22 protein-coding genes are annotated in these 25022 nt (G+C 73.0%); 9 read left to right on the top strand and 13 right to left on the bottom strand.

The window, feature by feature from the left end; genetic code table 11:
- From kdpB (OIE69_RS37845) to OIE69_RS37835, 3 genes are all read right to left on the bottom strand, one after another.
- Complete coding sequence (kdpB, locus tag OIE69_RS37845; RefSeq protein WP_326579449.1) at nt 1-2145, bottom strand: potassium-transporting ATPase subunit KdpB; 2145 nt, start codon at nt 2143-2145, stop codon at nt 1-3.
- Between the two features lie 188 nt (nt 2146-2333).
- Nucleotides 2334-3671: a diaminopimelate decarboxylase gene (lysA, locus tag OIE69_RS37840; protein WP_326579447.1), complete on the bottom strand. Its 1338-nt coding sequence runs from the start codon at nt 3669-3671 to the stop codon at nt 2334-2336.
- 13 nt (nt 3672-3684) lie between these two features.
- Nucleotides 3685-4092, bottom strand: coding sequence for an SAV_915 family protein (locus OIE69_RS37835; protein ID WP_326579445.1), 408 nt, complete (start codon nt 4090-4092; stop codon nt 3685-3687).
- Between the two features lie 237 nt (nt 4093-4329).
- Between OIE69_RS37835 and OIE69_RS37830 the strand changes: the two genes are divergently transcribed.
- Nucleotides 4330-4881, top strand: coding sequence for a universal stress protein (locus tag OIE69_RS37830; RefSeq protein WP_326579443.1), 552 nt, complete (start codon nt 4330-4332; stop codon nt 4879-4881).
- Between the two features lie 437 nt (nt 4882-5318).
- Here OIE69_RS37830 and OIE69_RS37825 read toward each other — a convergent pair whose 3' ends face one another.
- Entirely contained in the window at nt 5319-5726 is a 408-nt protein-coding gene (locus tag OIE69_RS37825; RefSeq protein ID WP_326579441.1) for a cupin domain-containing protein, read from the bottom strand.
- A 216-nt stretch (nt 5727-5942) separates the two neighbouring features.
- Here OIE69_RS37825 and OIE69_RS37820 point away from each other — a divergent pair, with 216 nt between their 5' ends.
- Both OIE69_RS37820 and OIE69_RS37815 read left to right on the top strand, forming a co-directional pair.
- A complete protein-coding gene (locus OIE69_RS37820; protein ID WP_326579439.1) occupies nt 5943-6608 on the top strand; it encodes a DUF1707 SHOCT-like domain-containing protein in 666 nt (221 codons plus the stop codon).
- 83 nt (nt 6609-6691) lie between these two features.
- Nucleotides 6692-6919: a hypothetical protein gene (locus tag OIE69_RS37815; RefSeq protein ID WP_326579437.1), complete on the top strand. Its 228-nt coding sequence runs from the start codon at nt 6692-6694 to the stop codon at nt 6917-6919.
- Between the two features lie 124 nt (nt 6920-7043).
- Here OIE69_RS37815 and OIE69_RS37810 read toward each other — a convergent pair whose 3' ends face one another.
- Nucleotides 7044-7577 carry a GNAT family N-acetyltransferase gene (locus OIE69_RS37810; RefSeq protein ID WP_326579435.1) on the bottom strand — a complete coding sequence of 178 codons (534 nt, stop codon included), beginning with the start codon at nt 7575-7577 and terminating at the stop codon, nt 7044-7046.
- 103 nt (nt 7578-7680) lie between these two features.
- Between OIE69_RS37810 and OIE69_RS37805 the strand changes: the two genes are divergently transcribed.
- The 4 genes from OIE69_RS37805 to OIE69_RS37790 all read left to right on the top strand — a co-directional run bounded on the left by OIE69_RS37805 (nt 7681) and on the right by OIE69_RS37790 (nt 10706).
- Complete coding sequence (locus tag OIE69_RS37805; RefSeq protein WP_326579433.1) at nt 7681-8082, top strand: hypothetical protein; 402 nt, start codon at nt 7681-7683, stop codon at nt 8080-8082.
- Between the two features lie 105 nt (nt 8083-8187).
- Nucleotides 8188-8838 (top strand): DUF3105 domain-containing protein, encoded by a 651-nt coding sequence (locus OIE69_RS37800; protein ID WP_326579431.1) that lies wholly within the window; start codon nt 8188-8190, stop codon nt 8836-8838.
- Nucleotides 8835-9473, top strand: a complete 639-nt coding sequence (locus tag OIE69_RS37795; RefSeq protein WP_326579429.1) for a DUF305 domain-containing protein — start codon at nt 8835-8837, stop codon at nt 9471-9473. Before OIE69_RS37800 ends, OIE69_RS37795 begins: the two co-directional genes overlap by 4 nt.
- Nucleotides 9474-9689: 216 nt before the next feature.
- The gene (locus OIE69_RS37790) at nt 9690-10706 is read left to right on the top strand and encodes a cation diffusion facilitator family transporter (protein ID WP_326579427.1); all 1017 of its coding nucleotides are present in this window, start codon (nt 9690-9692) and stop codon (nt 10704-10706) included.
- Between the two features lie 9 nt (nt 10707-10715).
- On the opposite strand, the gene kdpB (OIE69_RS37785) is transcribed toward OIE69_RS37790, so the two are convergent.
- Complete coding sequence (gene kdpB / locus OIE69_RS37785; protein ID WP_326579426.1) at nt 10716-12860, bottom strand: potassium-transporting ATPase subunit KdpB; 2145 nt, start codon at nt 12858-12860, stop codon at nt 10716-10718.
- Nucleotides 12861-13313: 453 nt separating this feature from the next.
- On the opposite strand from kdpB (OIE69_RS37785), the gene OIE69_RS37780 reads away from it, so the two are divergent.
- Nucleotides 13314-14132, top strand: a complete 819-nt coding sequence (locus OIE69_RS37780; RefSeq protein WP_326579425.1) for an SDR family NAD(P)-dependent oxidoreductase — start codon at nt 13314-13316, stop codon at nt 14130-14132.
- A gap of 191 nt (nt 14133-14323) precedes the next feature.
- Nucleotides 14324-15106 carry a GNAT family N-acetyltransferase gene (locus tag OIE69_RS37775; RefSeq protein ID WP_326579424.1) on the top strand — a complete coding sequence of 261 codons (783 nt, stop codon included), beginning with the start codon at nt 14324-14326 and terminating at the stop codon, nt 15104-15106.
- Between the two features lie 59 nt (nt 15107-15165).
- Here the strand turns inward: OIE69_RS37775 and OIE69_RS37770 are convergent, their stop codons facing one another.
- The 7 genes from OIE69_RS37770 to OIE69_RS37740 form a co-directional block, all read right to left on the bottom strand.
- Complete coding sequence (locus OIE69_RS37770) at nt 15166-15849, bottom strand: response regulator (protein ID WP_326579423.1); 684 nt, start codon at nt 15847-15849, stop codon at nt 15166-15168.
- The gene (locus OIE69_RS37765) at nt 15846-18410 is read right to left on the bottom strand and encodes a sensor histidine kinase (protein ID WP_326579421.1); all 2565 of its coding nucleotides are present in this window, start codon (nt 18408-18410) and stop codon (nt 15846-15848) included. The genes OIE69_RS37770 and OIE69_RS37765 overlap by 4 nt, the downstream gene beginning before the upstream one ends.
- Nucleotides 18411-18510: 100 nt before the next feature.
- On the bottom strand, nt 18511-19134 hold the full coding sequence (gene kdpC / locus OIE69_RS37760; protein WP_326579420.1) for a potassium-transporting ATPase subunit KdpC: 624 nt from the start codon (nt 19132-19134) through the stop codon (nt 18511-18513).
- Between the two features lie 19 nt (nt 19135-19153).
- Nucleotides 19154-21271, bottom strand: coding sequence for a potassium-transporting ATPase subunit KdpB (gene kdpB / locus OIE69_RS37755; protein WP_392567618.1), 2118 nt, complete (start codon nt 21269-21271; stop codon nt 19154-19156).
- Nucleotides 21271-22935 carry a potassium-transporting ATPase subunit KdpA gene (gene kdpA, locus OIE69_RS37750; protein WP_326579418.1) on the bottom strand — a complete coding sequence of 555 codons (1665 nt, stop codon included), beginning with the start codon at nt 22933-22935 and terminating at the stop codon, nt 21271-21273. The genes kdpB (OIE69_RS37755) and kdpA overlap by 1 nt, the downstream gene beginning before the upstream one ends.
- A complete protein-coding gene (kdpF, locus tag OIE69_RS37745; protein ID WP_326579416.1) occupies nt 22935-23024 on the bottom strand; it encodes a K(+)-transporting ATPase subunit F in 90 nt (29 codons plus the stop codon). Before kdpF ends, kdpA begins: the two co-directional genes overlap by 1 nt.
- Nucleotides 23025-23407: 383 nt before the next feature.
- On the bottom strand, nt 23408-24913 hold the full coding sequence (locus OIE69_RS37740) for an aldehyde dehydrogenase family protein (RefSeq protein WP_326579415.1): 1506 nt from the start codon (nt 24911-24913) through the stop codon (nt 23408-23410).
- Nucleotides 24914-25022 lie beyond the last annotated feature (109 nt).

The raw sequence follows: 25022 nt of genomic DNA, 5'->3' as shown, positions 1-25022 counted from the left end.
TCAGATCCCGGGGATGAACTGGACGAGGGCGAGGTCGATGAGCTTGATCGCCAGGAACGGCGCGGCGACCCCGCCGAGGCCGTAGACCCACAGGTTGCGGGTGAGCCGCGAGGCGGCGTTGCCCGGCCGGTAACGGACGCCCCGCAGGGCGAGCGGGATCAGCGCGAGGATGACGACGGCGTTGAAGACGACGGCCGACAGGATCGCCGAGGCCGGCGAGTGCAGCCGCAGGACGTCGACGGCGTCCAGGGCCGGGTACGCCCCGCCGAACACCGCGGGGAGGATCGCGAGGTACTTGGCGATGTCGTTGGCGATCGAGAAGGTCGTCAGCGCGCCGCGGGTGACGAGGAGTTGCTTGCCGACCTTGACGATCTCCACGATCTTCGTGGGGTCGGAGTCGAGGTCGACCATGTTCCCGGCGTCCCTGGCGGCCGAGGTGCCGGTGTTCATGGCGACGCCCACGTCCGCCTGGGCCAGCGCCCGTGCGTCGTCGGTGCCGTCGCCCGTCATGGCGACGAGGTGGCCGCCGGCCTGTTCGTGCTTGATCAGGGCCAGTCTGTCCTCGGGGGTCGCCTCGGCGAGGAAGCCGTCCACGCCCGCCTCCTCGGCGATGGCGCGGGCGGTCACCGGATGGTCGCCGGTGACCATGACGGTGCGGATGCCCATCCGGCGCATCTCCTCGAAGCGCTCGCGCAGTCCGGGCCTGACGGCGTCCTTCAGGTGGATGACACCGAGAACGCGCGCGGGGCCGCCCGCGGCCGGGAGTTCGGCGACCGCGAGGGGCGTCCCGCCGGCGGACGACACCTGCTCGACGTAGACGTCCAGTCCGGCGGGGACGGTGCCGTCCCGCTCGCGGACCCAGGCGGCGACGGCAGCGGGGGCGCCCTTGCGCAGCTGCCTGCCGCCGGGGAGGTCCACCCCGGACATGCGGATGGCGGCGCTGAAGGGCACCCACCGTGCGTCGGGCAGGTCGAGCTCGTCGGCCTTGTGGTGGGAGAGCGCGTAGTGCTCACGGGCGTGGGCGACGATCGAGTGCCCCTCGGGGGTGTCGTCGCCGAGGCTCGACAGCAGCGCGGACTGGGCGAACCACTCCGGATCGACGTCCCCGAGCGGCAGGAACGCACCGGCCCGGCGGCTGCCGTGGGTGATCGTGCCGGTCTTGTCGAGCAGGAGGGTGCTGACGTCCCCGGCGGTCTCGACGGCCCGGCCTGAGGCCGCCAGGACGTTGCGCTGTACCAGGCGGTCCATGCCGGCGATTCCGACGGCCGACAGCAGGGCGCCGATCGTCGTCGGGACGAGGCAGAGCAGCAGCGAGACCAGGGCGATCGCGGTGGCTCCGTCGGCGGTCAGGGCGGCGCTCCCAGGGTCCTCGGAGAGGATCGCCATGGGCCGCAGGGTCACGACGGTGACGAGGAAGACGACGGTGAGCAGCGCGAGCACCAGGTTGAGCGCGATCTCGTGCGGTGTCTTCCTGCGGTCGGCGCCCTCCACCAGGGCGATCATGCGGTCGATGAAGCTCTCCCCCGACTGCCGTGTGACGCGCACGACGAGGCGGCCGGACAGCACCTTCGTGCCGCCCGTGACGGCCGAACGGTCGCCGCCGCCCTCGCGGATGACGGGTGCGGACTCGCCGGTGACGGCGGACTCGTCGACGGCGGCGACACCCTGCACGACGTCGCCGTCACCAGGGATCGTCTCCCCGGCCTCGACCGCCACGGTGTCGCCGCGGCGCAGGGCGATCGCGTGCACGTCCTTCTCGCCGTCCTTCGTCAGCCGGCGGGCCGTGGTGATCCGGCGCGTGCGGCGCAGGGCGTCGGCCTGGGCCCTGCCGCGGCTCTCGGCGACGGCCTCCGCGAGGTTGCCGGAGACGACGGCGAGCCAGAGCCAGACCGTGATGAGCCACCCGTACACGGAGGGGTGGACGACGGCGAGCCCGGTGGTCAGGGCGGCGCCGATCCCGGTGACGAACATGACCGGGTTGCGGACCAGCGTCACCGGGTTGAGCTTGCGCAGGGCCTCGGGGAGGGCGAGCCACAGCTGGACCGGAGCGAGCGGGCGGGTGCCCGCACCGCGCTGCCCGCCGGCCTCGGGAGGAAGGGCGGGGGTTTCACGGTCCGGCCTGACGGGTGCGGGTGCGGAGGTCATCTGAGGCCCTCCGCGACGCTCGGGCGGACGGTGTACTCCACACTCACCGGACTCTCTCTTCTCGTGGATCGGAACTCGTGGACCGGAACTCGCGCACCGGAATCGGGCATGTCGCACCTCCGGGCAGGGGGACGCGGGGACATCACCTGCCCGGAGGGCGCTCGGGGGGCGTCGGACGACGCGCGGGCTCAGAGCCCGATGTCGCGGTTGCGGAAATCGGCCAGGGACTCGCGGCGGACCAGCAGCCGCGCCCGGCCCTCGTGGACGGCGACGACCGGCGGACGGCCGACGAGGTTGTACGTGGACGCCATGGACAGGTGGTACGCACCCGCGACCGGCACCGCCAGCAGGTCCCCGGGACGGACGTCGGCGGGGAGCGGCACCGCGGAGGCGAGGATGTCACCGGCCTCGCAGTGCCGGCCGACCACCGTCACCAGCACCGGCTCCTCGGTGGAGTGACGGCCGATCAGCCGCGGGGCGTAGCGCACCCCGTACAGCGCGGGCCGGGGGTTGTCGCTCATACCGCCGTCGACCGCGACGAAGGTCTGGCCGCCGGTGCGCTTGACCGACAGCACGTGGTACAGCGCCACACCTGCGGGGCCGACGATCGCGCGGCCCGGTTCCACCGTCAGCCGCGGCACCGGCAACCCGGCGGCCGCACAGCCCTCGGCGAGTTCGGCGCGTACCCGCGCGGACAGCGTCGTCAGGTCCATCGCCGCCTCGCCCGGACGGTAGGCCACCGCGTGCCCGCCGCCCAGGTCCAGCTCCGGCAGCGTGACGCCGTGCTGCCTGCGCACGGCGGCCAGCAGGCCGACCAGCCGGCGCACGGCCGAGAGGTACGGCTTGACGCTGCTGATCTGCGAGCCCAGGTGGCAGTGGAGGCCGACCAGTTCCAGGCGCGGCTGGTCCAGCACACGCGCGATGGCGTGCTGGGCCGATCCGTCGGCCAGGGACAGCCCGAACTTCTGGTCGTCCGTGCCGGTGCGCACCGCGTTGTGGTGACCGGCGGCGATGCCCGGCACGATGCGCAGCAGCACCTTCTGCCGGTCCCCCGGCGGGACGTGCGCGGCCAGCCTGGCGATCTCGCCGGTGCTGTCGATCACGATCCGGCCCACGCCCAGGCGCAGGGCCGTGGCCAGGTCCTCGGGGCTCTTGGCGTTGCCGTGGAGCAGGATGCGCTCCGGCGGGAAGCCGGTGACGACCGCGAGCTCCAGTTCCCCCGCCGAGCAGACGTCGAGGCCGAGGCCCTCCTCGTCCACCCAGTGGGCCATGGCACGGCACATGAAGGCCTTGGCGGCGTACAGCACGTCGCCGTCGGGGAAGGCCGCGCGGTAGGCGCGGCAGCGGTCGCGTACCTCGCCCTCGTCCAGGACGTAGGCCGGGGTGCCGAAGCGTTCGGCGACCTCGGTCAGGGCGACCCCGCCCACGGTGACCTCACCGTGGGGGGCGGAGGAGGCGGACGCGGGCCACACCGACAGGTCGGCGTCGGGGTACGCGGTCTCCAAGTGCTCGGTGACGAGAGTCATGACAGCGCTCCTTTCAGCCGATCCACAGGGCCAGGGCGTCGACCAGCGCGACCGCGCCGGTGACCCTGAGAACCCCGAGAGTCTGGGGGTCGAGCCGGCGACCGGTCTCCGGCCCGTCCGACACGGCGGGTGCGGCGAACTGCGGGTCCACGGTCAGTGCCGTGACGCCCAGCGGTCGGGCCAGCGACCGGAGCGCGGATTCCGACAGGGGGATCCACTGCTGGTCGGGGCCGAGCGTCTCCGCGAGACGCTCCGCGGTGGTGAAGCCGACGGCCGTACGGCCGCCCAGGGGCGTGCGGAACATGCGCGCGACGCATCCCACGGGTCCCGGCCGGACGGGAACGTACAACGTCTCCCGGTGTCGTCCGGCCGGGGACGGATCCGAAGGCTCCGGGTCGTCCCCGTACGTGAGCTCTGTCATGGCTTCCTCCTGGTGCGGCACCTGCTGCGGTTCCTGGGGCGCCCCGGCCGGGGCCGGCGGTCCGGGACGCATCAGGGACGCTATGCCCGGGGTCCGGGGGGCGACGGTGATCCCTGACGCGACGTTGACGGTGAGCGCGCGAACGTTAACGGCGCGGGTCGCCGGGGCTGGTGAGGGCGACGTCAGGATCGCGACAAGGACCCCTGGTCCGCGCGATTCCGGGCGTTTCATGGAGGCATGAACGAGGTCCGCGAAGAGTGCGTCGTGGTGGGCGTCAGCGGCTCCCCCGGGAGTGTGGCGGCACTGCGCCGGGCCGCGGCGGAGGCCCGGCGCCGGGAGTGCGTGCTGACCGTGGTCACCGCCTGGGAGGCGGCGTGGGACGGCGCCGGCGGGACGCGGAACAGGTGGCCGCCCCTCCCACCGGAGCCGGACCGCTGGCGGCGCCTCGCCCGGCGCCGGCTGCTGACGGCCCTGGACGCCGCCTTTGACGGCGACCTGCCCCTGGACCCGCCGCTGCGCCCGGTCCTCGCGTTGGGGCGGCCGGGCCCGGCGCTGGTGGAGGTGGCCGGCGACGGGGCGGGGCTGCTGGTGGTGGGTGCCGGTTCCCACGGCCCCTGGCAGCGGCGTTTCGTGCCGTCGGTCGCGGCCCACTGCTTCACGCACGCCCACTGCCCGGTCCTGGCCGTGCCGTCCGCGCCGTCGGGCGTCCTGTCGGCCCGCGGCCCGGGCCGCGGTGGCGGCCGGTGGTTCGGGGCCGGGAGGCGCGGGCCCGGCTTCGTCGTCCCATGAGCCGGAGTCCAACGGCGCGGCCGTGCCGTGCCCGCTCGGATCAGCGACGTGCACAGCCGTGCGTCGCACCGGGAATCCCGCGCACTTCCCAAGGGGACTTCGTCCATGTTCCGCGGGGGGTCCGGCACCGCTTCACGAACAAGGCCGCACACGCCGCAGAGACGATCTTCGTGTTCGCGCCGCCGGCGTGGAACAGGCGCTCATCGACCACGGCACCCCCGCGGGGCCGGGCACGCCTCCCCTCCGTTGGGCGGCGGCCCCGAGCAGCCGGCCCGGTTCGAGTTGCTCCGGCGCGCCTCGAAGACGATCGACCCGAGCTGAGGCCACGAACGCGTGAGGCTCCGGGCGGAACAGTCCGCCTCGGTCGACGGCCGGTCCACCCGGAGCCTCACGGTTTCCCGCACTCGACCCGCCGCCGAGGACTCAGCGGCGGGACCTCACGACGTGACCCGCAGGTGCCGCCGTTCGGCCAACTCCTCCTCGCCGACCACGGTCAGCACCGGGCTGCCCGGAGGCGCGAACATCATCACCACCAGCTGGGACTGCGCATCGGGAAGGTTGTTGGCGCCCTGGTAGTGGATCACGTCGCCGCCGGGCTCGAAGAGGGCGTCACCGGCCTTGAGCACGCGGGGCGGCTGCCCTTCCAGCTCGAAGAGGATCTCGCCCTCGGTGACGTAGCCGAAGACCGGCCCGGGGTGGCGGTGCGGCGGCGCGCCGGGGTCCCCGGGGGCCAGGGTGACCCGGATCGTCCTGGCCTCGGCGCCGGCCGGGATCCGGCCCGCCGCCTCGGGCAGGGTATCGACCACTTCGACGCCGGGGGGCAGGTGTGCGTGCTCAGCGCTCATGCGTTCCTCCAAACAGGGACTGTCCGAAGAAGGACAGGACGGCCGTCCCGTCTGTGACATGCCCCACGCGGCAAACCCGCCGCGGACGCACCGGCGTTCCCCTTCCCGATGCGGAACGGGTGCGGGCTTGGCGTGCGCCCATGACGCGATATAGCGTTAGTTCGCGAATGATGTATCGCGTCTCGTCGGAGGCGCCGACCGGAACGGGGTGAGGACATGCCGGGAGAGATCCGGCCCACCGGTGTGCCGTCCGCTGCGGGCGCGCCGCTCGCGCCGCCCCCGTTGCGGGCCTCGCACGCGGACCGCGACCGGGTGGTGGACGTCCTGACCGTGGCCGCGGGCGACGGGCTGCTGTCCGCCGCCGAGCTGGACGAGCGCCTGGAGGCCGCCCTGTCGGCCCGTACGCTCGACGAACTGGCCCCGCTCACCGCCGACCTGCCCGCCGCCGCCGGGACGGCGCGTACCGCCGCCCCGGACGTCAAGGACGTGGTCCGCGTCGACAACCGCGGGGGCTCGTACCGCCGCGTCGACCGGTGGGTCGTGCCGCGGCGCATGGAGGTCCGGTCGGAGTGGGGCGAGGTGGTACTGGACTTCACCCACGCAGTGGTCACGCAGGACACCCTCCGCATCGACGTGGACGTCCGCGGCAGTTCCCTGGTGCTCGTGACCCGGCCCGGCATCGTGGTGGACGCCGACGAACTGACCGTCGCTTTCGGCACGGTGGATATCAGGCCCGCGGCCGGCCCGTCGGCACCGGTCGCACTGCGCGTGGTGCTGGCGGGCGAGCTGGAGTTCGGGAAGGTGCGGGCGCGGCCGCCGCGGCGGACGTTCCTGCGATGGCTCCTGCGCCGCCCGGCCGCACACCCGGCGCTCACCGACTGACCCGGCGCGCGGCGCCGGCCCGGGCGCCCCCTTGCCGGCCGACTCGTCCCGCGGCGGGACCGAAGCCGCGATACTGGCCGGCGATGAGCCTACGCGCGGCGCCCCTGCGCCTCCACTTGCCCTACGGCGCGCCCTCCGGCGGTCCGTCGCGGGAGGTCTACCTCCCTCCCGTGGAGGCGAGGGACCGAGGGATCGGCGAACTGCTCTTCACGGCCGAGACGGTGGCGATCTGCGTCGTCGCGGCACTGCTGGTCGTCTTCCTGGTGACCGACCGCCGCTCACCCAAACGCCGCGCCCGCCACCGCCGTTGACCCGGAGGCTCAGAGCGCGCACTCGAGCGCGCGGCCGTCGACGGTCCGAGGTTTTTGCCGGGGAGGTGCCGCGGTCGGGGGTGGCGCGGGGCCGGGGGCGGCGCGACGGGCCCGGTCGCGTGCCTCAGCGCGGCACCGCCCGGTGCGGCACGGCGAGTTCGAGGCGCCAGTCGTTGCTGCGCATCATCGTGCCGCTGCCCCTCGGGTACTCGAAGTCGCAGGCGCCCAGCAGGGCGAACCCGAGGCGGCGGCACAGGGCGTTCGACGGGGCGTTGCGCACGGACGGGAAGGCGTGCAGCGCGCGGGGAGCGCCCGCCTCGCGGGCGTTCTCGCGGACGACGGCCACCAGTGCGGCACCGGCGGCGGAGGCGACGCCCCTGCCCTGGTACGGCGGCAGGACGTTCCACCCGGTTTCGTAGATCGCCTCGCCCTGCCAGTCGCGGCGGTGGTAGGCGATGCTGCCGACCGGCTCCTCGCCGAGGAGTACGGCGTACATGCGGCCCAGACCGGCTTCCGGCAGGGCGAGGTAGCGCTCGTGCCGGGCGAGCAGCAGCTCCTCGGGCTCCGGGCCGCCGACGTGCCGCCGCATCTCATGGGTGTTGATCAGCCGGAGGAGCGGAAGGGCTCCCTCCGACCACGGCTGCAGGCGAACGTCCATGCGGAGCAGCCTGGCACGGCTCCCCGGTGGCGGGCACGCCGGTTTCCCGCCGGAGCGCACCCGGCGCGGGTACGGCGCGCGGCGGCGGGTACGATCTGCCGCGATGCGCAGTGACGGAGGAGCCGGCCGAGGCGGTGCGATACCCGCCCGCCTGAGCGGTGTTGTCCTGGTCCTGTGCGGGTTGCTCGCCGCCCTCGGGATCTGCGGTCACGCCGGGCCTCCGCAAGACGCGTACGGCCCGGTCCGCACCCTCGTCTCCTCGCACCTCGCGTACGTCGCCGACGAGATCTGCACGGACGCCCACGACCCCGGCGGGCGCGGCAACGGCTGCTCCCCCGCGGAGCACACGCCGGTGACCCTGGGCTCCGCTCCCCTGCCGCACCTCCCCGGCGCGGAACCGCCGTCGGTGTGGCCGCCCGCGGTCGCCGCCGCGGGACTGGGCGCGCCGTCCCCCGGCATCGTGCGCTCCCTCGACCTGCACATGCTCCAGATCCAGCGGACGTAGAAGGGCCGACCGCACCGGTGGCGACCGCCGGTGCGCGCCGTACGTCATCCGACCCTTCCACCAGCACCGCCGCGTCGCCGACGCGGCGGGGAATCAGGACATGCCATGGGTTCCCCCCATTCCAAGGCCAGGGCCGCCGACCGCCGCGCGCGCGTCGAGGAGATACGCCGCCAGGAGCAGGCCCGCGAACGCCGCAACCGATTCATCACCATCACCGCCTGCGCGGCCGTCCTCGTGGGTCTGGTCGGCGGCGGCGTCTACCTCGTCAACGCCGCGAACGACAGCGGCGGCGGCGACGCGAAGTCCGCGGCGGCCGGTTCCGTCAGCGGGGAGAAGACGTGGTCCGGCCTCACGCAGAACCACGTCGACAAGACCGTCGACTACCCCATGAGCCCGCCTGCCGGCGGCGACCACAGCCCCGTCTGGCAGAACTGCAACGGCGACGTCTACGACAAGCCCCTCGCCAATGAGAACGCCGTGCACGCCCTGGAGCACGGCGCGGTGTGGGTGACGTACACCGGCAAGGCGACGGACGCCGACGTCAAGACGCTCAGCGCCCGGGTCTCGAAGACCCCCTACTCGCTGATGAGCCCGTACGCGGACCAGGCCTCGCCGATCACCCTCACCGCGTGGGGCCACCAGTTGGGCGTCACCAAGGCGGACGACCCGCGCGTGGCGACGTTCTTCGACACCTATGTGCAGGGCGACCAGACCCCGGAGCCCGGCGCGCCCTGCACCGGGGGCAAGGCCTCGTGACCGCCGCCCGGGGCGCGGGCAGGCCGCTGCTCGTGCCCGCCGGCGGCATGGCGCTGGTCGTGCTCGCGGCCCTGGCCTTCACCCTGCTGACGGCGCGGCCCAGCAGCGGGGGCACCCCGGGCACGGACTCGCCGGACGCCGGTTTCGCGCGCGACATGGCGATCCACCACCAGCAGGCGGTGGAGATGTCACTGATCGTCCGCGACCGCACGGACGACGAGGACGTCCGCAGGCTCGCCTACGACGTCATCAACACCCAGGCCAACCAGCGCGGCATGCTGCTGGGCTGGCTGGACGTCTGGAGGCTGCCCAAGTCGTCCTCGCAGCCGCCCATGGGGTGGATGGGCCACGACATGGCCTACTCCCCGCACGACGGGTCGCTGATGCCCGGCATGGCCACGAACGCCGACCTGCGACGCCTCGGGGCGGCCCGCGGCAGGGCCGCCGCGGTCCTCTACCTCCACCTGCTCACCGCCCACCACAAGGGCGGTGTGGAGATGGCGGCCGCGGCCGCGGACCTCGCGCGGACCGACCAGGTGCGCCGCCTGGCGGCGGGCATGGTCGAGGGCCAGGAGGCGGAGATCCGCCTGATGGCCGGGATGCTCACGGCCCGAGGAGCGAGCCCGAACCCCTGACCCCGCCGGGGGCGCCCGGGAGGCTCACCGCCTCCCGGTGCCCCCGGCGCCGGGCACGGCCGGGGGCGCCGTCCGCTCCGCGACCCGCCGCGCATCGGCGCAGGTCACCGTCGCCTTATCGAAGTTGACAACGGTCACCGGTGCAGTCTTTGCCGATCACGGCACCCATGTGCTTCCCTGCGGGTGTCGCACCTGGAACGGGGAGGTCACCGCACCATGAACGCGCACGGTCACGAGCACGCACACGAGCACGGGCACGGGCACGGTCACGCGCATGGGGTGGCCGAGAACGCCGACCGGCGCTGGCTCGGCCTCGCGCTGTGCCTGATCGCCGGCTTCATGGCCGTCGAGGTCGTCGTCGGGCTGCTGGTGGGGTCACTCGCCCTGCTCTCCGACGCCGCGCACATGCTCACCGACGCCGCCTCCATCGTGCTGGCGCTCGTGGCGATGCGGCTGGCGGCGCGTCCGGCGCGGGGCGGTTTCACGTACGGGCTCAAGCGGGCCGAGATCCTCTCGGCGCAGGCGAACGGCATCACCCTGCTGCTGCTCGCCGCGTGGCTGGCGTACGAGGCGGTGCGGCGGCTCGTCTCGCCGCCGGACGTGGCGGGCGGCCCGGTCCTGGTGACCGCGCTGGCCGGAGTGGTCGTCAACATCGGCGCCGCCTGGTGCCTGTCGCGGGCCAACCGCACGTCCCTCAACGTCGAGGGCGCGTTCCAGCACGTGCTGAACGACCTGTACGCCTTCATCGGCACCGCCGTGGCGGGCCTCGTCGTCCTGCTGACCGGCTTCGTCCGCGCCGACGCCATCGCGACGCTCGTGGTGGTCGGCCTCATGCTCAAGGCGGGGTGCGGCCTGGTGCGCGACTCGGGGCGGATCTTCCTGGAGGCGGCCCCGGCGGGCCTGGACCCGGACGAGGTGGGCGACCGGCTGGCCGCCCACGCGGCCGTCACCGAGGTGCACGACCTGCACATCTGGACCATCACCTCCGGCCAGCCGGCGCTGTCGGCGCACGTCCTGGTCGAGCCGGGCGGAGACTGCCACGCCGTCCGCCGCGACCTGGAGCATCTGCTGGGCGCGGACTACGGGCTCACCCACACCACCCTGCAGGTCGACCACGCGCCCGCCGAACTCCTCACCGTGGGCGCCACCCCGGCCGGCGCGGCCGGCGCGGCCGGCGGCCACTGCGGCGAGGCGCACGGCCCGGTCCACCGCGCCGGGGCGCACGGGCGCTGACCCTCCCGCTCAGCCGAGGCCCGGCACGAACTGCACCACGGCCAGGTCGATGAGCTTGATGCCCAGGAACGGCAGGGCCAGCCCGCCGAGCGCGTACACCAGCAGGTTGCGCCGCAGCAGGTCGCCCGCCGCGGAGGGCGTGTAACGGACGCCGCGCAGTGCCAGCGGGATCAACGCCACGATGATGAGGGCGTTGAAGATGATCGCCGACGTGATCGCGGACGCCGGGCTGTGCAGCCGCATGATGTTGAGGGCGGACAGCCCGGGATAGGCCGCCGCGAACATCGCGGGGATGATCGCGAAGTACTTCGCCACGTCGTTGACGATGGAGAAGGTCGTCAGGGCACCCCGGGTGATGAGCAGTTGCTTGCCGACCTCGACGATCTCGATCAGCTTGGTGGGGTCGGAGTCCAGGTCCACCATGTTCCCGGCCTCCTTGGCGGCCGAGGTGCCGGTGTTCATGGCCACGCCCACGTCGGCCTGGGCCAGCGCCGGGGCGTCGTTGGTGCCGTCACCGGTCATCGCGACAAGCTTGCCGCCCGCCTGCTCCCGCTTGATGAGGGCGAGCTTGTCCTCCGGGGTCGCCTCGGCGAGGACGTCGTCGACGCCGGCCTCGTCGGCGATGGCGCGTGCGGTGAGCGGGTTGTCCCCGGTGACCATGACCGTGCGGACGCCCATCCGCCGCAGTTCTGCGAAGCGTTCGCGGATGCCGTCCTTGACGACGTCCTTGAGGTGGACGACGCCGAGTACCCGCGCGCCGTTCCAGTCGTCCAGGGCCACCAGCAGGGGGGTCCCGCCCGAGGCGCCGATGGCGTCCACCAGGTGGCCGACCTCCTCGGGGACGTGGCCGCCGCGACCGGTGACCCAGCCGGCCACCGTGCCCGCCGCGCCCTTGCGTACGGAGGCGCCCGCGCCGTCCTCCCAGCGCAGGTCGACCCCGCTCATGCGGGTGCGGGCGGTGAACGGCACGAAGCGGGTCTGTCCGAGCTCCCCCTCCGTCGGGGCGCGGAGCCCGTACCGTTCCTTGGCCAGGACGACGACGGAACGGCCCTCGGGGGTCTCGTCGGCGAGGCTGGAGACCTGCGCGGCCTGCGCGAGCTGCATGGTGTCGACGCCGGTGAGCGGGATGAACGCGGCGGCCCGGCGGTTGCCGAAGGTGATGGTCCCGGTCTTGTCCAGCAGCAGCGTGGAGACGTCGCCGGCCGCCTCGACGGCGCGCCCGGACATCGCCAGCACGTTGCGCTGCACGAGGCGGTCCATGCCGGCGATGCCGATCGCCGAGAGCAGCGCGCCGATGGTCGTCGGGATCAGGGTGACCAGCAGGGCCACGAGGACGACGGTGCTCTGCGCGGCGTCCGCGTAGGCGGCCATCGGCTGGAGGGCGACGACGACCAGGATGAAGACGATCGTGAGCGACACCAGCAGGATGTTGAGGGCGATCTCGTTGGGCGTCTTCTGCCGGGTGGCACCCTCGACCAGGGCGATCATGCGGTCGAGGAAGGTCCGGCCGGGGCGGGAGGTGACACGCACGACGATGTGGTCGGAGAGCACCTTCGTGCCGCCGGTCACCCCCGAACGGTCGCCGCCGGCCTCCCGGATCACCGGGGCGGACTCGCCCGTGATGGCCGACTCGTCGACGGCGGCGATCCCGTCGACGACCTCCCCGTCGCCCGGCACGGTCTCCCCGGCCTCGACGAGGACGACGTCGAACGGCTTCAGCTCGGCGGCGGGGATCGTCTCCTCGGTGTGGTCGCGGCCGTAGGGGCGCCAGCCGGTCAGCCGCCGGGCGACGGTGTCGGTCCTGGTGCGGCGCAGCGACTCGGCCTGGGCCTTGCCGCGGCCTTCCGCCAGGGCCTCCGCCAGGTTGGCGAAGACGACGGTGAGCCAGAGCCACGCGCTGATCACCCAGGCGAAGACGCTCGGGTGCACGAGCGCCGAGGCGGTGGTCAGCGCGGCGCCGGTCTCGACGACGAAGAGGACGGGGTTGCGCACCATGCGGCGGGGGTCGAGCTTGCGCAGCGCCTCGGGCAACGCCTCCAGGAGCAGCCGGGGATCCAGCAGCCCGGCGGATACCTTGCGCCTGCCGCCGGGGCGTACGGGCGGCTGCGCGGGCGGGGCCGGGCTGCGGTCGGTCGAGGGAGCCAGGGGCTGCATGCTCGGGTGCCTTCTGCTGGTCTGTTCACCGGTGGACAATCACCAGCACACCGTCGCCGGGAGGACGGCGGCGCGCTCCTGACAGGTCCTTTGCGGTACGGGAGGGCGATTCTGACGCGGCGTTGACGTGCCCGTACGGCCCCCGGTCACGCCGCCCCGGTCACGCCGCCCCGGCGGCGCGGGGGCGCTCGTCAGGGCGTCGTCAGGAATCGACGCGGAACCTTGTCCGCGGATCCGCCGCCGCGTTGGATGGAGCACGTGAACAGCGGTCCGCGCCATGACGACCGGCCACCCCATCAGGTGCCGCCGGTATCGCGCGCTGTTGTCCTGCCGGTGCCCTGAGGTACCGGCGTCCCGCGGTCGCTGCTCTGCGCGACCGCTCGGTTCCGCGTACGCGCGCGCCCCCACCTCCGTGGTCGGCTCGCTGCGGCGTACCGACATCCGGAGTGATCCATGCCTGAGTCAGCCGTCCCCGTCGTCCCGCCGCGCACCGCCCTGGTCACCGGGGCGACGTCCGGCGTCGGGTGGGAGACCGCCCGGCTGCTCGCCGAGCGGGGATGCACGGTCATCGTCCACGGTCCCGACACGGAGTCGGCGCACCACGCGGTGGAACGGCTGGTGGCGGCCGGCATCGGACGCGTCCGGCTGCGCCTGGCGGTGGCCGACTTCACCCGGCTCTCCGAGGTCCGCCACCTGGCGGCCACCGTGCGCGGCCTGCATCCCGCGCTGGACGTCCTCGTCAACAACGCGGCGATCGAGGCACCCGAGCGCCCCACCCTCACCGCGGACGGCCACGAGATCTCCTTCCAGGTGAACTTCCTCGCGGCCTACCTGCTCACCCGTGAGCTGGGCGGCCCGCTGACGGCGCGCCCCGGCGGGCGGGTGGTCAACGTGTCGTCCGCGGCGCACCGGTCGGCGGTGCCGGCGTGGAGCGACCCGCACCGTTCCCGCCGCTACTCGCGGCACGCCGCGTACGCCCGCTCCCAGGTCGCGCTCACCGTCTTCACCCGGGCGGCCGCGCCCGCCGGCGTCACCGCCGTGAGCGTGCACCCGGGGGCGTACGGGACGCGTCCGCTGCCGCGGTACGGGCACGAGGGCGAACCCGCCGCCGAGGGCGCCGCACGGGTGGCCCGGCTGTGCGACCCGGAGACCGAACTCGTACCGGGCGCCCACTACGACCGGGCCACGCTCGCCCCGGCCGCCAGGAGCGCGGTCGAGGACCACGCGGTGCGCCGTCTGTGCAGGGTCGCCGACCTGCTCGTCACGACCTGAAGGGAGGTCACCCGTGTCCAAGCGTGCCCGCAAGAAGAGGGCCAGGCGCAAGAAGGGCGCCGGCCACGGCGGCAAGCCCGGCCAGGGCTGATTCCCCACGGCGGCGCGGACCACCGGGTCGACGACCCCGGTCCGCGCCGCCGTCCGTTTCGCAGGACGTACCACGGTGTACGCGGAAGGTGTGGTCACCGGTGATCGAAGTCCCCTCCCTGGACGGCTGGTTCCCCTCCGGGGTGCCGGGGCCCGTCGCGCTCGCGGAGCATGTGCGGGCGACCGGCAACGGGCGGTGGTGGGCGGACCGGGCGGCCGCGCCGCGCGCCGTCGCGGTGGCGTGCGCGGACCATGTGCTGCTGGAGGGCGACCCCCGGTACGTCGACCCGGATGCCCTCGCTCCCCTGGCGAACGGCTACGTCCTGGCCCGCACGCGTTTCCTCCCGGTCCTGGGGGCCGCGTTCGAACACGTCGTGCCGTGGGAGCGGATGATCTGGGTGCAGTCGCGACCGGTGCCGCGGAGGCGGCCGCCGCGGGACGCGGTGGTGCGCAGGCTGGCACCGGGAGACGGGCCGGCCGTGGCCGCCGCGGGCGACGACGTCCGCTGGATCACCCGCAGTTGGGGCGGCCCGCAGGGGCTCGCCGCGTCGGGCCACGCGTGGGGGGCGTTCCGCTCGGGCCGCCTCGTCTCGCTGGCGTGCACGTACTTCCTCGGCGACGTCTACGAGGACCTCGCGGTCGTCACGCTGCGGGGCCACCGCCGCGAGGGTCTGGCGCTCGCGTGCCTGTCGGGCCTGTGCGGCGACGTCGCGGCGCGCGGCCGCACCCCCTGTTGGACGTGCTCGCGCGGGAACCGGCCCAGCCGCCGGCTGGCCTGGACGGCCGGTTTCCGGCTGTTCGGCGAGTACGTCCACTACGCCGTCGGGCGGCCCGCCGGGGCGGGTCGGCCCGGCGGGACGACGCGGGCCCTCGGAGCGCGCTGACGCGCACGACGCACCCCGCCCGGTGGGCTCACCGGGCGGGGTGCTCGTTGTGCGGCGGTTCAGGGCTCGAAGCGGTAGCCCATGCCGGGCACGGTGATCAGGTGGCGCGGGTGGGCGGGGTCCGGCTCCAGCTTGTGCCGCAGGGTGGCGAGGTAGACGCGCAGGTAGTTGGTGCGCTTCTCGTTGCCGGGACCCCACACGTCGCGCAGCAGCTGGCGCCCGGTGATCAGGCGTCCGGGGTTGCGCAGCAGCGGGGCGATCAGCCGCCACTCGGTGGGCGTGAGCCGCGGGGCGTCGCCCGTGCCGGCGCGCCGCTCGACGGTGAACGCGCCCAGGTCGACCCGGTAGTCCGCGATGGTGACCGTCTCGGGCTCCTCCAGCGCGGGCGGGCGGCGCAGCACGGCGCGCAGCCGGGCGGCCAGCTCGTCCATGGAGAACGGCTTGGTGACGAAGTCGTCGGCCCCCGCGTCGAGGGCCTCGACCTTGTCGGCCGCTCCGGTCCGCCCGGAGACCACGATGATGGGCAGCGGACTCCAGGCCCGTACGCCGTGGATGATGTCGGTCCCGGGCACGTCGGGCAGGCCGAGGTCGAGGATGAGGGCGTCGGGCGGCTGCCGGGACACCAGCAGGAGTGCGGTGGTGCCGTCGGGTGCGGTGGCGACGGCGTAGTGACGTGCCGTCAGGTCCATGCCCAGTGCCTTCAGGATCTGCGGTTCGTCGTCGACGATCAGGACGCGCCTCATTGCAGCGCCTCCTCGCCGCCGAAGGGGTCGGCGGGCTGGTCGGCCGGACCGACGGCGGTGGGCAGGGACAGGACCATGGTGAGACCTCCGCCGGGGGTGTCCTCGGGGGTGAGGGTGCCGCCCATCGCCTCGGTCAGCCCGCGGGAGAGGGCGAGCCCGAGGCCGAGGCCGGTGGTGTTGTCGGTGTCGCCGAGCCGCTGGAAGGGTTCGAAGACCCGCTCCCGGTCGGCGGGCCGCAGCCCGGGGCCGCGGTCCGCGACGCGCAGCTCGATGCGCGAGCCGAGGGCGCTGGCGCTGAGCAGGACGGCGGTGCCCTCGGGGGCGTGCCGCTGCGCGTTGGTGACCAGGTTGGCGATGACGCGTTCCAGGAGCGGCGCGTCGGCCAGCGCGTCCGGTATGGCATCCAGGCCTTGGGTGGTCACGGGGACGTGGCTGTCCCCCAGGCTGTCCAGGGCGAGCGAGGCCACTTCGGCGACCGAGGAGGGTTCGAGGACCAGGCTCAGCGCGCCGGCCTGCAGCCGGCTCATGTCGAGCAGGTTGTCCACCAGGCGGTTGAGCCGGTCCAGTGACTCCTCCGCGGTGGCCAGCAGCTCCTGCTGGTCCTCGGCGGAGAACTCGACCTCCCGGCTGCGCAGCGAGCTGACGGCCGCCCAGGCGCCGGCGAGCGGGGTGCGCAGGTCGTGGCTGACGGCCGCGAGCAGCGCCGTCCGCATCCGGTCCGCCGCCCTGACCGGCTCCACCTCCGCGGCGGCCTCGGCCAGCCTGGCACGTTCGAGCGCGGAGGCCACGTGCCCGGCGAACGCGATGAGGACACGCCGTTCCGAGGCCGCCAGGCGCCGCCCGCGCAGCACGAGGACGTCGTCCGGGCCGACGGGCACGGCCACCCCGCCCTCGGCGGGGTCGTCCACCGTCGCCGCGCCCCCGTCTGAGCGGTGCACGAGTTCTGCCGACTCCATGCCGAAGGCCTCCCGCGTGCGGTGCAGCAGGGCCTCGACGGCCTGGTCACCGCGCAGGATGCTGCCTGCGAGGGAGGACAGCGTCTCGGCCTCCGCGGTGGCGTTGGCGGCGCGTCTGGACAGCCGCAGCGAGCGGTCCACGATCGTCGCCACGGTCGCGGCGACGAGCGCGAAGACGGCGAGCGCCAGGACGTTGTTGGTCTCGCCGATGGTGAACCGGCCGATGGGCGGGATGAAGTAGTAGTTCAGCAGCAGCGACGCGGTGACGGACGCGAGGATCGCGGAGGCGACGCCGCCGATGCAGGCGACGCCGACCACGGTCAGCAGGAAGAGCAGCGCCTCGCTGGTGAGGTTGAGATGGCCGCGGGTGTTGGCGAGGAACGTGGTGAGCAGCACGGGCAGGACGAACCCTGCGACGGGTCCGGCCACCTTGCGGGCCAGGGGCAGGCTGCTGGAGGGCACGGGCAGGAGGCGGCCGCGTCCGGCCCGTTCGTGGGTGACCATGTGGACGTCGATGTCGCCGGAGCGTTCCACGATGGTCTCGCCGACGCCTCGTCCGGTCAGGAACTGGGCGAGACGGCCGCGCCGGCTGGTGCCCATGACCAGTTGGGTGGCGCTCTCGGCCCGCGCGAAGTCCAGGAGCGCGTCGGGGACGTGGTCGCCGACGACCGAGTGGAAGGTGCCGCCGAGGCTCTCGACGAGGGCCCGCTGTTTGGCCAGCGCGGCGGGTGAGGTGTCGGCGAGGCCGTCGCTGCGGACGATGTGGACGGCGAGCAGGTCACCGCCGGCGGACCGGGCCGCGATGCGGGCGGCCCGGCGGATGAGGGTCGCGCCCTCCGGGCCGCCGGTCACGGCGACGACGACGCGCTCCCGGGTCTCCCAGACGCGCCCGATGCCGTGCTCGGAGCGGTACTTCTGCAGCGCCTCGTCCACGCGTCCGGCGACCCAGAGCAGGGCGAGTTCGCGCAGCGCGGTGAGGTTGCCGACGCGGAAGTAGTTCGACAGGGCCGCGTCGACCTTCTCCGGGGCGTAGACGTTGCCGTGCGCCATGCGGCGGCGCAGCGCGTCGGCGGGCATGTCGACCAGCTCGATCTGGTCGGCGCGGCGCACGACCTCGTCCGGGACGGTCTCCCGCTGCGGGACGCCGGTGATCTTCTCGACGACGTCGTTGAGCGACTCCAGGTGCTGGATGTTGACGGCGGTGATCACGTCGATCCCCGCCTTGAGGAGCACCTCGATGTCCTGCCAGCGCTTGGCGTGACGTCCGCCGGGAACGTTGGTGTGGGCCATCTCGTCGACGAGCGCCACCTGGGGTGCGCGGGCGAGGACGGCATCGAGGTCCATCTCGGTGAAGGCGGTGCCGCGGTAGTCGCGTTCCGCACGCGGCACGGTCTCCAGACCGTCCAGCATCTCTTCCGTGCGCGGCCGCTTGTGGCACTCGACGTACCCCACGACCACATCGGTGCCGCGGGCGGCCCGGCGGCGGGCCTCGTCGAGCATGCGGTAGGTCTTGCCGACTCCGGGGGCCGCCCCGAGGAAGACCTTGAGTCTGCCGGGCCGTCCCCGGGGGGTGCCGGCCGGGGCCGGGACGACTGACTGCGTCACCGGATGTCCCTCCTTGTACGGGTGGCACGCCGCCCGGCGGCGCAGGTGGTCCCTGCGCCGCCGGGCGGCGTTGTGCGGGCGGTTCCACAATGACGGAACGTCACTTCAGCTCGGTCAGCGCCCGGTTGAGTTCCACGACGTTGACCCGTTCCGCGCCGAGGAAGCCGAGGACCCGGCCCTGGACGTGGTCCTCCACCAGCTTGCGCACGGCTGCAGCGTCCAGGCTGCGGGCCTGGGCGACCCGCTCGACCTGCTCGCGGGCGTACTCGGGCGAGATGTGGGGGTCGAGGCCTGAGCCGGAGGCCGTGACGGCGTCGACCGGCACGTCCTCGGGGGCGACGCCGTCGAACTCGGCGACCGCGGCCCGGCGTTCCTTGATGGTCTTCACCAGGTCCTCGTCGTTCGGGCCGAGGTTGGAGGCGCCGGTGACGAGCGGGTCGTAGCCGCCGGGACGCGGCTGGAACCACTTCGGGTCCGGCTGGGCGACCTCCTCGGCGTCGTCCGGGTTCTTCTTGGGGAGGGTGAAGTTCTGGCCGATGAGGCTGGAACCGACGGTCTTGCCGTCCTGGGTGATCGTGGAGCCGTTGGCCTGGTCGGAGAACGCCGCCTGGGCGACGCCGGTGACCGCCAGCGGGTAGGCGATGCCCAGGAGCACCGTGAACACCAGCAGCATCCGCAGGGCTGCCACGTGGTTGCGCACCACTGAGGGCAGTGAGCCGAACATGATGGATCGCCTTCTTCTGTCAGCTGAGGCCGGGGATGAACTGGATGATCAGGTCGATCACCTTGATGCCGGCGAACGGCAGCACGAGACCGCCCAGGCCGTAGACCCAGATGTTGCGGGTCAGCAGCGAGGAGGCCGACGAGGGCCGGTAGCGCACGCCACGCAGGGCGAGCGGGATCAGCACGACGATGATCAGGGCGTTGAAGATGATCGCCGAGGTGATCGCCGACGCCGGGCTGTGCAACTGCATGATGTTGAGCTTGTCCAGGCCCGGGTAGGCGACCGCGAACATCGCCGGGATGATCGCGAAGTACTTCGCGACGTCGTTGGCGATGGAGAAGGTGGTCAGCGCGCCGCGGGTGATGAGCAGCTGCTTGCCGATCTCGACGATCTCGATCAGCTTGGTGGGGTCGGAGTCCAGGTCCACCATGTTCCCGGCCTCCTTGGCGGCCGAGGTGCCGGTGTTCATGGCCACGCCCACGTCGGCCTGGGCCAGCGCCGGGGCGTCGTTGGTGCCGTCACCGGTCATCGCGACAAGCTTGCCGCCCGCCTGCTCCCGCTTGATCAGCGCCATCTTGTCCTCGGGCGTGGCCTCCGCGAGGAAGTCGTCCACACCCGCCTCGTCGGCGATCGCCTTGGCCGTCAGCGGGTTGTCACCCGTGATCATGACCGTGCGGATGCCCATCCGCCGCAGCTCGTCGAACCGCTCGCGCATGCCCTCCTTGACGACGTCCTTCAGGTGGATGACACCCAGGACGCGGGCCGCGCCGTTCTCCTTGACCGCCACGACGAGCGGCGTACCACCGGACTGCGAGATGCGGTCGACCAGGGACTGCACCTCCTCGCCCGCCTGGCCGCCGTTCTCGGCGACCCACGCGGTCACCGCGGACGCGGCGCCCTTGCGGACCTGGCGGCCGTCGACGTCGACGCCGGACATACGGGTCTGCGCGGTGAAGGGGACGAACTCGGCGTGCCCGAGCTCGCCCTCGTGGCGGGCCCGCAGGCCGTACCTCTCCTTGGCCAGGACGACGACGGAGCGGCCCTCGGGCGTCTCGTCGGCCAGCGACGACAGCTGCGCTGCGTCGGCCAGTTCGGCGGCCGTGTTGCCCTTGACCGGCAGGAACTCCGACGCCTGGCGGTTGCCGAGGGTGATGGTGCCGGTCTTGTCGAGCAGCAGGGTGTTCACGTCGCCGGCGGCCTCGACGGCGCGGCCGGACATGGCGAGCACGTTGCGCTGCACCAGGCGGTCCATGCCGGCGATGCCGATCGCCGACAGCAGGCCGCCGATCGTCGTCGGGATGAGCGCGACGACGAGCGCCGCGAGGATGACGATGCTCTGCTCGGCGCCCGCGTAGATCGCGAACGGCTGCAGGGTGACGACCGCGAGCAGGAAGACGATGGTCAGCGAGGCCAGCAGGATGTTCAGCGCGATCTCGTTGGGCGTCTTCTGCCGGGCCGCGCCCTCCACCAGGGCGATCATCCGGTCGATGAAGGTCTCACCGGGCTTGGAGGTGATGCGGACGACGATCCGGTCCGACAGCACCTTGGTACCGCCCGTGACCGCGCTGCGGTCGCCACCGGACTCCCGGATGACCGGGGCCGACTCACCCGTGATCGCCGACTCGTCGACCGACGCGACGCCTTCGACGACATCGCCGTCACCGGGGATGATCTGCCCGGCCTCGACGACGACGTGGTCGCCCAGCTTCAGGCCGGAGGCCGGGGCCTCCTCCTCGCGGAGCGAGGTGGCCCCCGGCCGCCAGTCGATCAGCCGGCGGGCGACGGTGTGGGTCTTCGTCCGCCGCAGGGTCTCGGCCTGGGCCTTGCCACGGCCCTCGGCGACGGCCTCGGAGAGGTTGGCGAAGATCACGGTCAGCCAGAGCCACACGGTGATGACCCAGGCGAAGACACTGGGGTCCTTGATCGCCGAGAGGGTGGTCAGGACCGCGCCGACCTCGACCACGAACATGACCGGGTTCTTGATCATGACCCGGGGGTCGAGCTTCTTGACCGCGTCCGGCAGCGACGTGAGGAGCTGCTTCGGGTCCATCATGCCGCCGGAGACCCGGTGCGGCTGCTGCGGCTCGGTCGGGGCGCCCCCCGGCGACGCGGGGGGTTCGAGGGTGGTCAGGGACATCAGGACAGACCTTCCGCGAGCGGACCCAGCGCCAGGGCCGGGAAGTAGGTGAGGCCGACGACGATCAGGATCACGGCCGTCAGCAGGCCGACGAACTGCGGCCGGTGGGTGGGCAGCGTTCCCGCCGTGGCCGGCACCGGCTGCTGCCGGGCCAGGGAGCCGGCCAGCGCCAGGACGAACACGATCGGCAGGAAGCGGCCGAACAGCATGGCCAGGCCGAGCGCGGTGTTGTACCAGTCGGTGTTGACGGTCAGGCCCGCGAAGGCCGAGCCGTTGTTGTTGGCGGCCGAGGTGAAGGCGTACAGCACCTCGGAGAAGCCGTGCGCACCGGAGTTGAGCATGCCCGCGCGCTGACCCGGCATCGCCATGGCGAGGCCGGAACCGATCAGGACGATCGCCGGGGTGGTGAGGATGTAGAGGGAGGCGAACTTCATCTCCCGGCCGCCGAGCTTCTTGCCCAGGTACTCCGGGGTGCGGCCGACCATCAGGCCGGCCACGAAGACCGCGATGATCGCCAGGATGAGGATGCCGTAGAGGCCTGAGCCGGTACCACCGGGGGCGATCTCACCGAGCATCATGTTGAAGATCGTCATCCCGCCGCCGATCGGCGAGTACGAATCGTGGAAGGAGTTGACCGCGCCCGTGGAGGTGAGGGTCGTCGACGCCGCGAACAGCGCAGACCCCCACACACCGAACCGCTGCTCCTTGCCCTCCATCATGCCGCCCGCCACGTGGCCGGCCTGGCTGCTCACGCTGTGCAGCTCGTTCACCGTGATGATGGCGACCGAGGCGGCCCAGATCACGCCCATCACGGCGATGATCGCGTAGCCCTGGCGGTTGTCGCCGACCATGCGGCCGAAGGTGCGCGGCAGGGAGGTGGCGATCACCAGCAGGAGGTAGATCTCCAGCCAGTTGGTGAAGGGGTTGGGGCTCTCGAAGGGGTGGGCGGAGTTGGCGTTGTAGAAGCCGCCGCCATTGGTGCCCAGCTCCTTGATGGCCTCCTGGGAGGCCACCGGGCCACCGGTCAGGCTCTGGTGGTCGCCGACGAGGGTCGAGATCGACTCGACGCCGTGGAAGTTCTGCACGACGCCGCCGGCGACCAGCACGATCGCGAAGACGAAGGCGAGCGGGAGCAGCACGCGCACGGTGATCCGGGTGAGGTCCACCCAGAAGTTGCCGATGCGGTCGGTCTTCTTGCGGGTGAAGCCCCGGATGAGGGCCGCGACGACGGCGACGCCGACGGCGGCCGACACGAAGTTCTGCACCGCGAGACCGGACATCTGCACCAGGTGGCCCATCGTGGACTCACCGGAGTAGGACTGCCAGTTGGTGTTGGTGACGAACGAGGCGGCCGTGTTGAAGGACACGCCGGGCGTCACCGCAGGCATGCCTATGGACAGCAGCAGGTGGTTCTGCAGCCGCATGAAGCCGTAGAGGAAGAGGACGGAGACGGCCGAGAAGGCCAGCACGCTCCGCAGGTAGACGGACCACTTCTGGTCCGCGTCACCGTCGACCCCGCCGAGCCGGTACGCGAAGCGCTCGACGCGCAGGTGCTTGGCGGAGGTGAGGGTGTGGGCCATGTAGTCGCCCAGCGGCCGGTAGGTCAGGGCCAGCGCGCCGACCAGCGCGAGGATCTGGAGCCAGCCCGCGAGGGTGTCGTTCACTAGAACTTCTCCGGGTAGATCAGTGCCAGCACCAGGTAACCGACCAGGGCCACGGCGACGACGAGTCCGACGACGTTTTCGATGCTCACAGCCGCTCCGCCCCCTTGGCCACGAGGCCGAGCACGGCGAAGACAGCGACGGTGAGGACGATGAAGGCCACATCTGGCATGCGGAAGACACCCCGGAAGTCGTGTGGGGACGATGCCGCGTACCCGGTCGGGCCCGCGGCGCCGGTGAAAAACCGGTGTACGTAGCGAAGCGCCCCGAAGTAGCCCCGACAGGGTTCGTTAGCGGGTTCCTGACGCGGGCCCGGAGCGCCTTGACGGCACTTTGACGGCACCCGTGGGAACTGGGCGGCGCTCAGGGCGGCGCGGCCCCGGGGCGCGGACGCCGGGCCGCGTCGGGGGTTTCCGGGCGGGCGCGGACGGCGGGCCGGCCCGGTGGTGCCGGGGAGGGGAAGCGGGGAGCGGGCTCAGAACCGCACGTAGACGTTCTTCGGCTGGGTGTAGGACTCCAGCTCCTCCATGCCCTCCTCGCGGCCGACGCCCGAGTTCCTCACCCCGCCGAAGGCGGCCCCGGGGAAGTGCGCCGAGCTGGCGTTGACCCACACGTAGCCGGCGCGCAGGTCGCGGGCGGCGGCCATGGCGGTGTGCAGGTCGGTGGTCCAGACGCTGGCGGTCAGGCCGTACGGCAGTGCGTTGGCCTCGGTGATCGCCTGGTCGTACGACTCGAAGGGCGCCGCCACCAGCACCGGGCCGAAGATCTCCTCCTGGAACAGCGGCCCGGAGGGGCCGGCGGGGGCGGAGAAGAGGGTGGGCCGGACGTAGTAGCCGGGGCGGTGCAGGGCGCTGCCGCCCGCGACGAGGCGGAGGGCGGGGTCGGAGAGCCCCGCCCGGATGTAGGAGGTCACCTTGCGGTAGTGCTCGGCCGAGACCAGGGGGCCGATGTCCGTGGCGGGGTCCGCCGGGTCCCCGAGGCGCATGGCGTCCATGCGCCTGCCCACCTCGGTCACGACGTCCTCGTACAGCGAGCTGTGGACGAGCAGGCGCGAGGTGGATCCGCAGCTCTGGCCCTGCCAGGTGAAGTTCATGCCCGCCATCGCGCCGTCGACCGCCGCGTGCACGTCGGCGTCGGCGAAGACGATCAGCGGGTTCTTGCCGCCCAGTTCGAGGGTGACGGTCTTGACCGCGGCGCTCGCCGCGCGCGCCTGGACGCGGCGTCCCGTGGTGGACGAGCCGGTGAACGCGATGCGCGGGACGTCGGGGTGGGTCACCAGCCGCTCGCCCGCATCGGGGCCGATGCCCGGCACGATGTTCAGCACGCCGGGCGGGACGAGGCCGGCGGCCAGCTCCCCCAGGCGCAGCGCGGACAGCGAGGTCGCCTCGGCGGGCTTCAGGACGACGGTGTTGCCGGCGAGGAGGGGCGCGGCGATGCGGGCGGCCGCGAACAACAGGGGGTGGTTCCAGGGGACGATCCGTCCGACGACGCCGAAGGGGTCGCGCAGTGTGTAGTCGAGGGCGTCGTGGTCGGACATGGGGATGGTCTCGCCGCGCAGTTGGAGGGCGAGTCCGGCGAAGTAGCGCAGCTGGGAGACGGCCGCGCGGAAGTCGCCTTGCATGACCCCGATCGGGCTGCCGTTGTCGATGGTGTCGGTCCAGGCCAGTTCCTCGCCGTGCGCCTCGATCGCCTCCGCGAGCGCGACCAGCACCCGTGCCCGGTCCGCCATGGAGGTCGCCGCCCAGCCGGGCGCCGCCGTCAGGGCCGCCTCGACCGCGGCGTCGATGTCGGCGGCGCCGCCGAGGGGTATCCGGGTCACCACGGTCTCGTCCGCGGGGTTGATGACGTCCATGGTGTCGCCCGAGGCCGCTTCGGTCGCCGCGCCGCCGATCAGCATGCGCCAGGTGCGGTCCACGATCTCGCCCGCGGTCGGTCGTGCGCCGGTCGCGCCGTACGGATTCGACAGCTCCGAAATACGCATACACTCCAGGTTTGCACCAATATGTGCTGCTTACAGTGATTGAATGTTCCATATCAGGCAAACAGCGCGTATAGCGCAGCCCAAGGAATCGTCCACGGCCGTGCGGGGC

The sequence above is a fragment of the Actinacidiphila glaucinigra genome, from assembly GCF_035918135.1.
Lineage (GTDB): Bacteria > Actinomycetota > Actinomycetes > Streptomycetales > Streptomycetaceae > Actinacidiphila > Actinacidiphila glaucinigra.
This window is presented reverse-complemented; position numbering and strand designations above follow the sequence as displayed.

Bases quoted from the DNA above. Each gene is read 5' to 3' on its own strand.
- kdpB (WP_326579426.1), bottom strand. From the start codon at position 12,860: ATGCAGCCCCTGGCTCCCTCGACCGACCGCAGCCCGGCCCCGCCCGCG.
- kdpB (WP_392567618.1), bottom strand. From the start codon at position 21,271: ATGTCCCTGACCACCCTCGAACCCCCCGCGTCGCCGGGGGGCGCCCCG.
- lysA (WP_326579447.1), bottom strand. From the start codon at position 3,671: ATGACTCTCGTCACCGAGCACTTGGAGACCGCGTACCCCGACGCCGAC.
- OIE69_RS37825 (WP_326579441.1), bottom strand. From the start codon at position 5,726: ATGAGCGCTGAGCACGCACACCTGCCCCCCGGCGTCGAAGTGGTCGAT.
- OIE69_RS37810 (WP_326579435.1), bottom strand. From the start codon at position 7,577: ATGGACGTTCGCCTGCAGCCGTGGTCGGAGGGAGCCCTTCCGCTCCTC.
- OIE69_RS37800 (WP_326579431.1), top strand. From the start codon at position 8,188: ATGGGTTCCCCCCATTCCAAGGCCAGGGCCGCCGACCGCCGCGCGCGC.
- OIE69_RS37820 (WP_326579439.1), top strand. From the start codon at position 5,943: ATGCCGGGAGAGATCCGGCCCACCGGTGTGCCGTCCGCTGCGGGCGCG.
- OIE69_RS37790 (WP_326579427.1), top strand. From the start codon at position 9,690: ATGAACGCGCACGGTCACGAGCACGCACACGAGCACGGGCACGGGCAC.
- kdpC (WP_326579420.1), bottom strand. From the start codon at position 19,134: ATGTTCGGCTCACTGCCCTCAGTGGTGCGCAACCACGTGGCAGCCCTG.
- kdpB (WP_326579449.1), bottom strand. From the start codon at position 2,145: ATGACCTCCGCACCCGCACCCGTCAGGCCGGACCGTGAAACCCCCGCC.
- OIE69_RS37805 (WP_326579433.1), top strand. From the start codon at position 7,681: ATGCGCAGTGACGGAGGAGCCGGCCGAGGCGGTGCGATACCCGCCCGC.
- OIE69_RS37835 (WP_326579445.1), bottom strand. From the start codon at position 4,092: ATGACAGAGCTCACGTACGGGGACGACCCGGAGCCTTCGGATCCGTCC.
- OIE69_RS37780 (WP_326579425.1), top strand. From the start codon at position 13,314: ATGCCTGAGTCAGCCGTCCCCGTCGTCCCGCCGCGCACCGCCCTGGTC.
- OIE69_RS37770 (WP_326579423.1), bottom strand. From the start codon at position 15,849: ATGAGGCGCGTCCTGATCGTCGACGACGAACCGCAGATCCTGAAGGCA.
- OIE69_RS37830 (WP_326579443.1), top strand. From the start codon at position 4,330: ATGAACGAGGTCCGCGAAGAGTGCGTCGTGGTGGGCGTCAGCGGCTCC.
- OIE69_RS37740 (WP_326579415.1), bottom strand. From the start codon at position 24,913: ATGCGTATTTCGGAGCTGTCGAATCCGTACGGCGCGACCGGCGCACGA.
- OIE69_RS37815 (WP_326579437.1), top strand. From the start codon at position 6,692: ATGAGCCTACGCGCGGCGCCCCTGCGCCTCCACTTGCCCTACGGCGCG.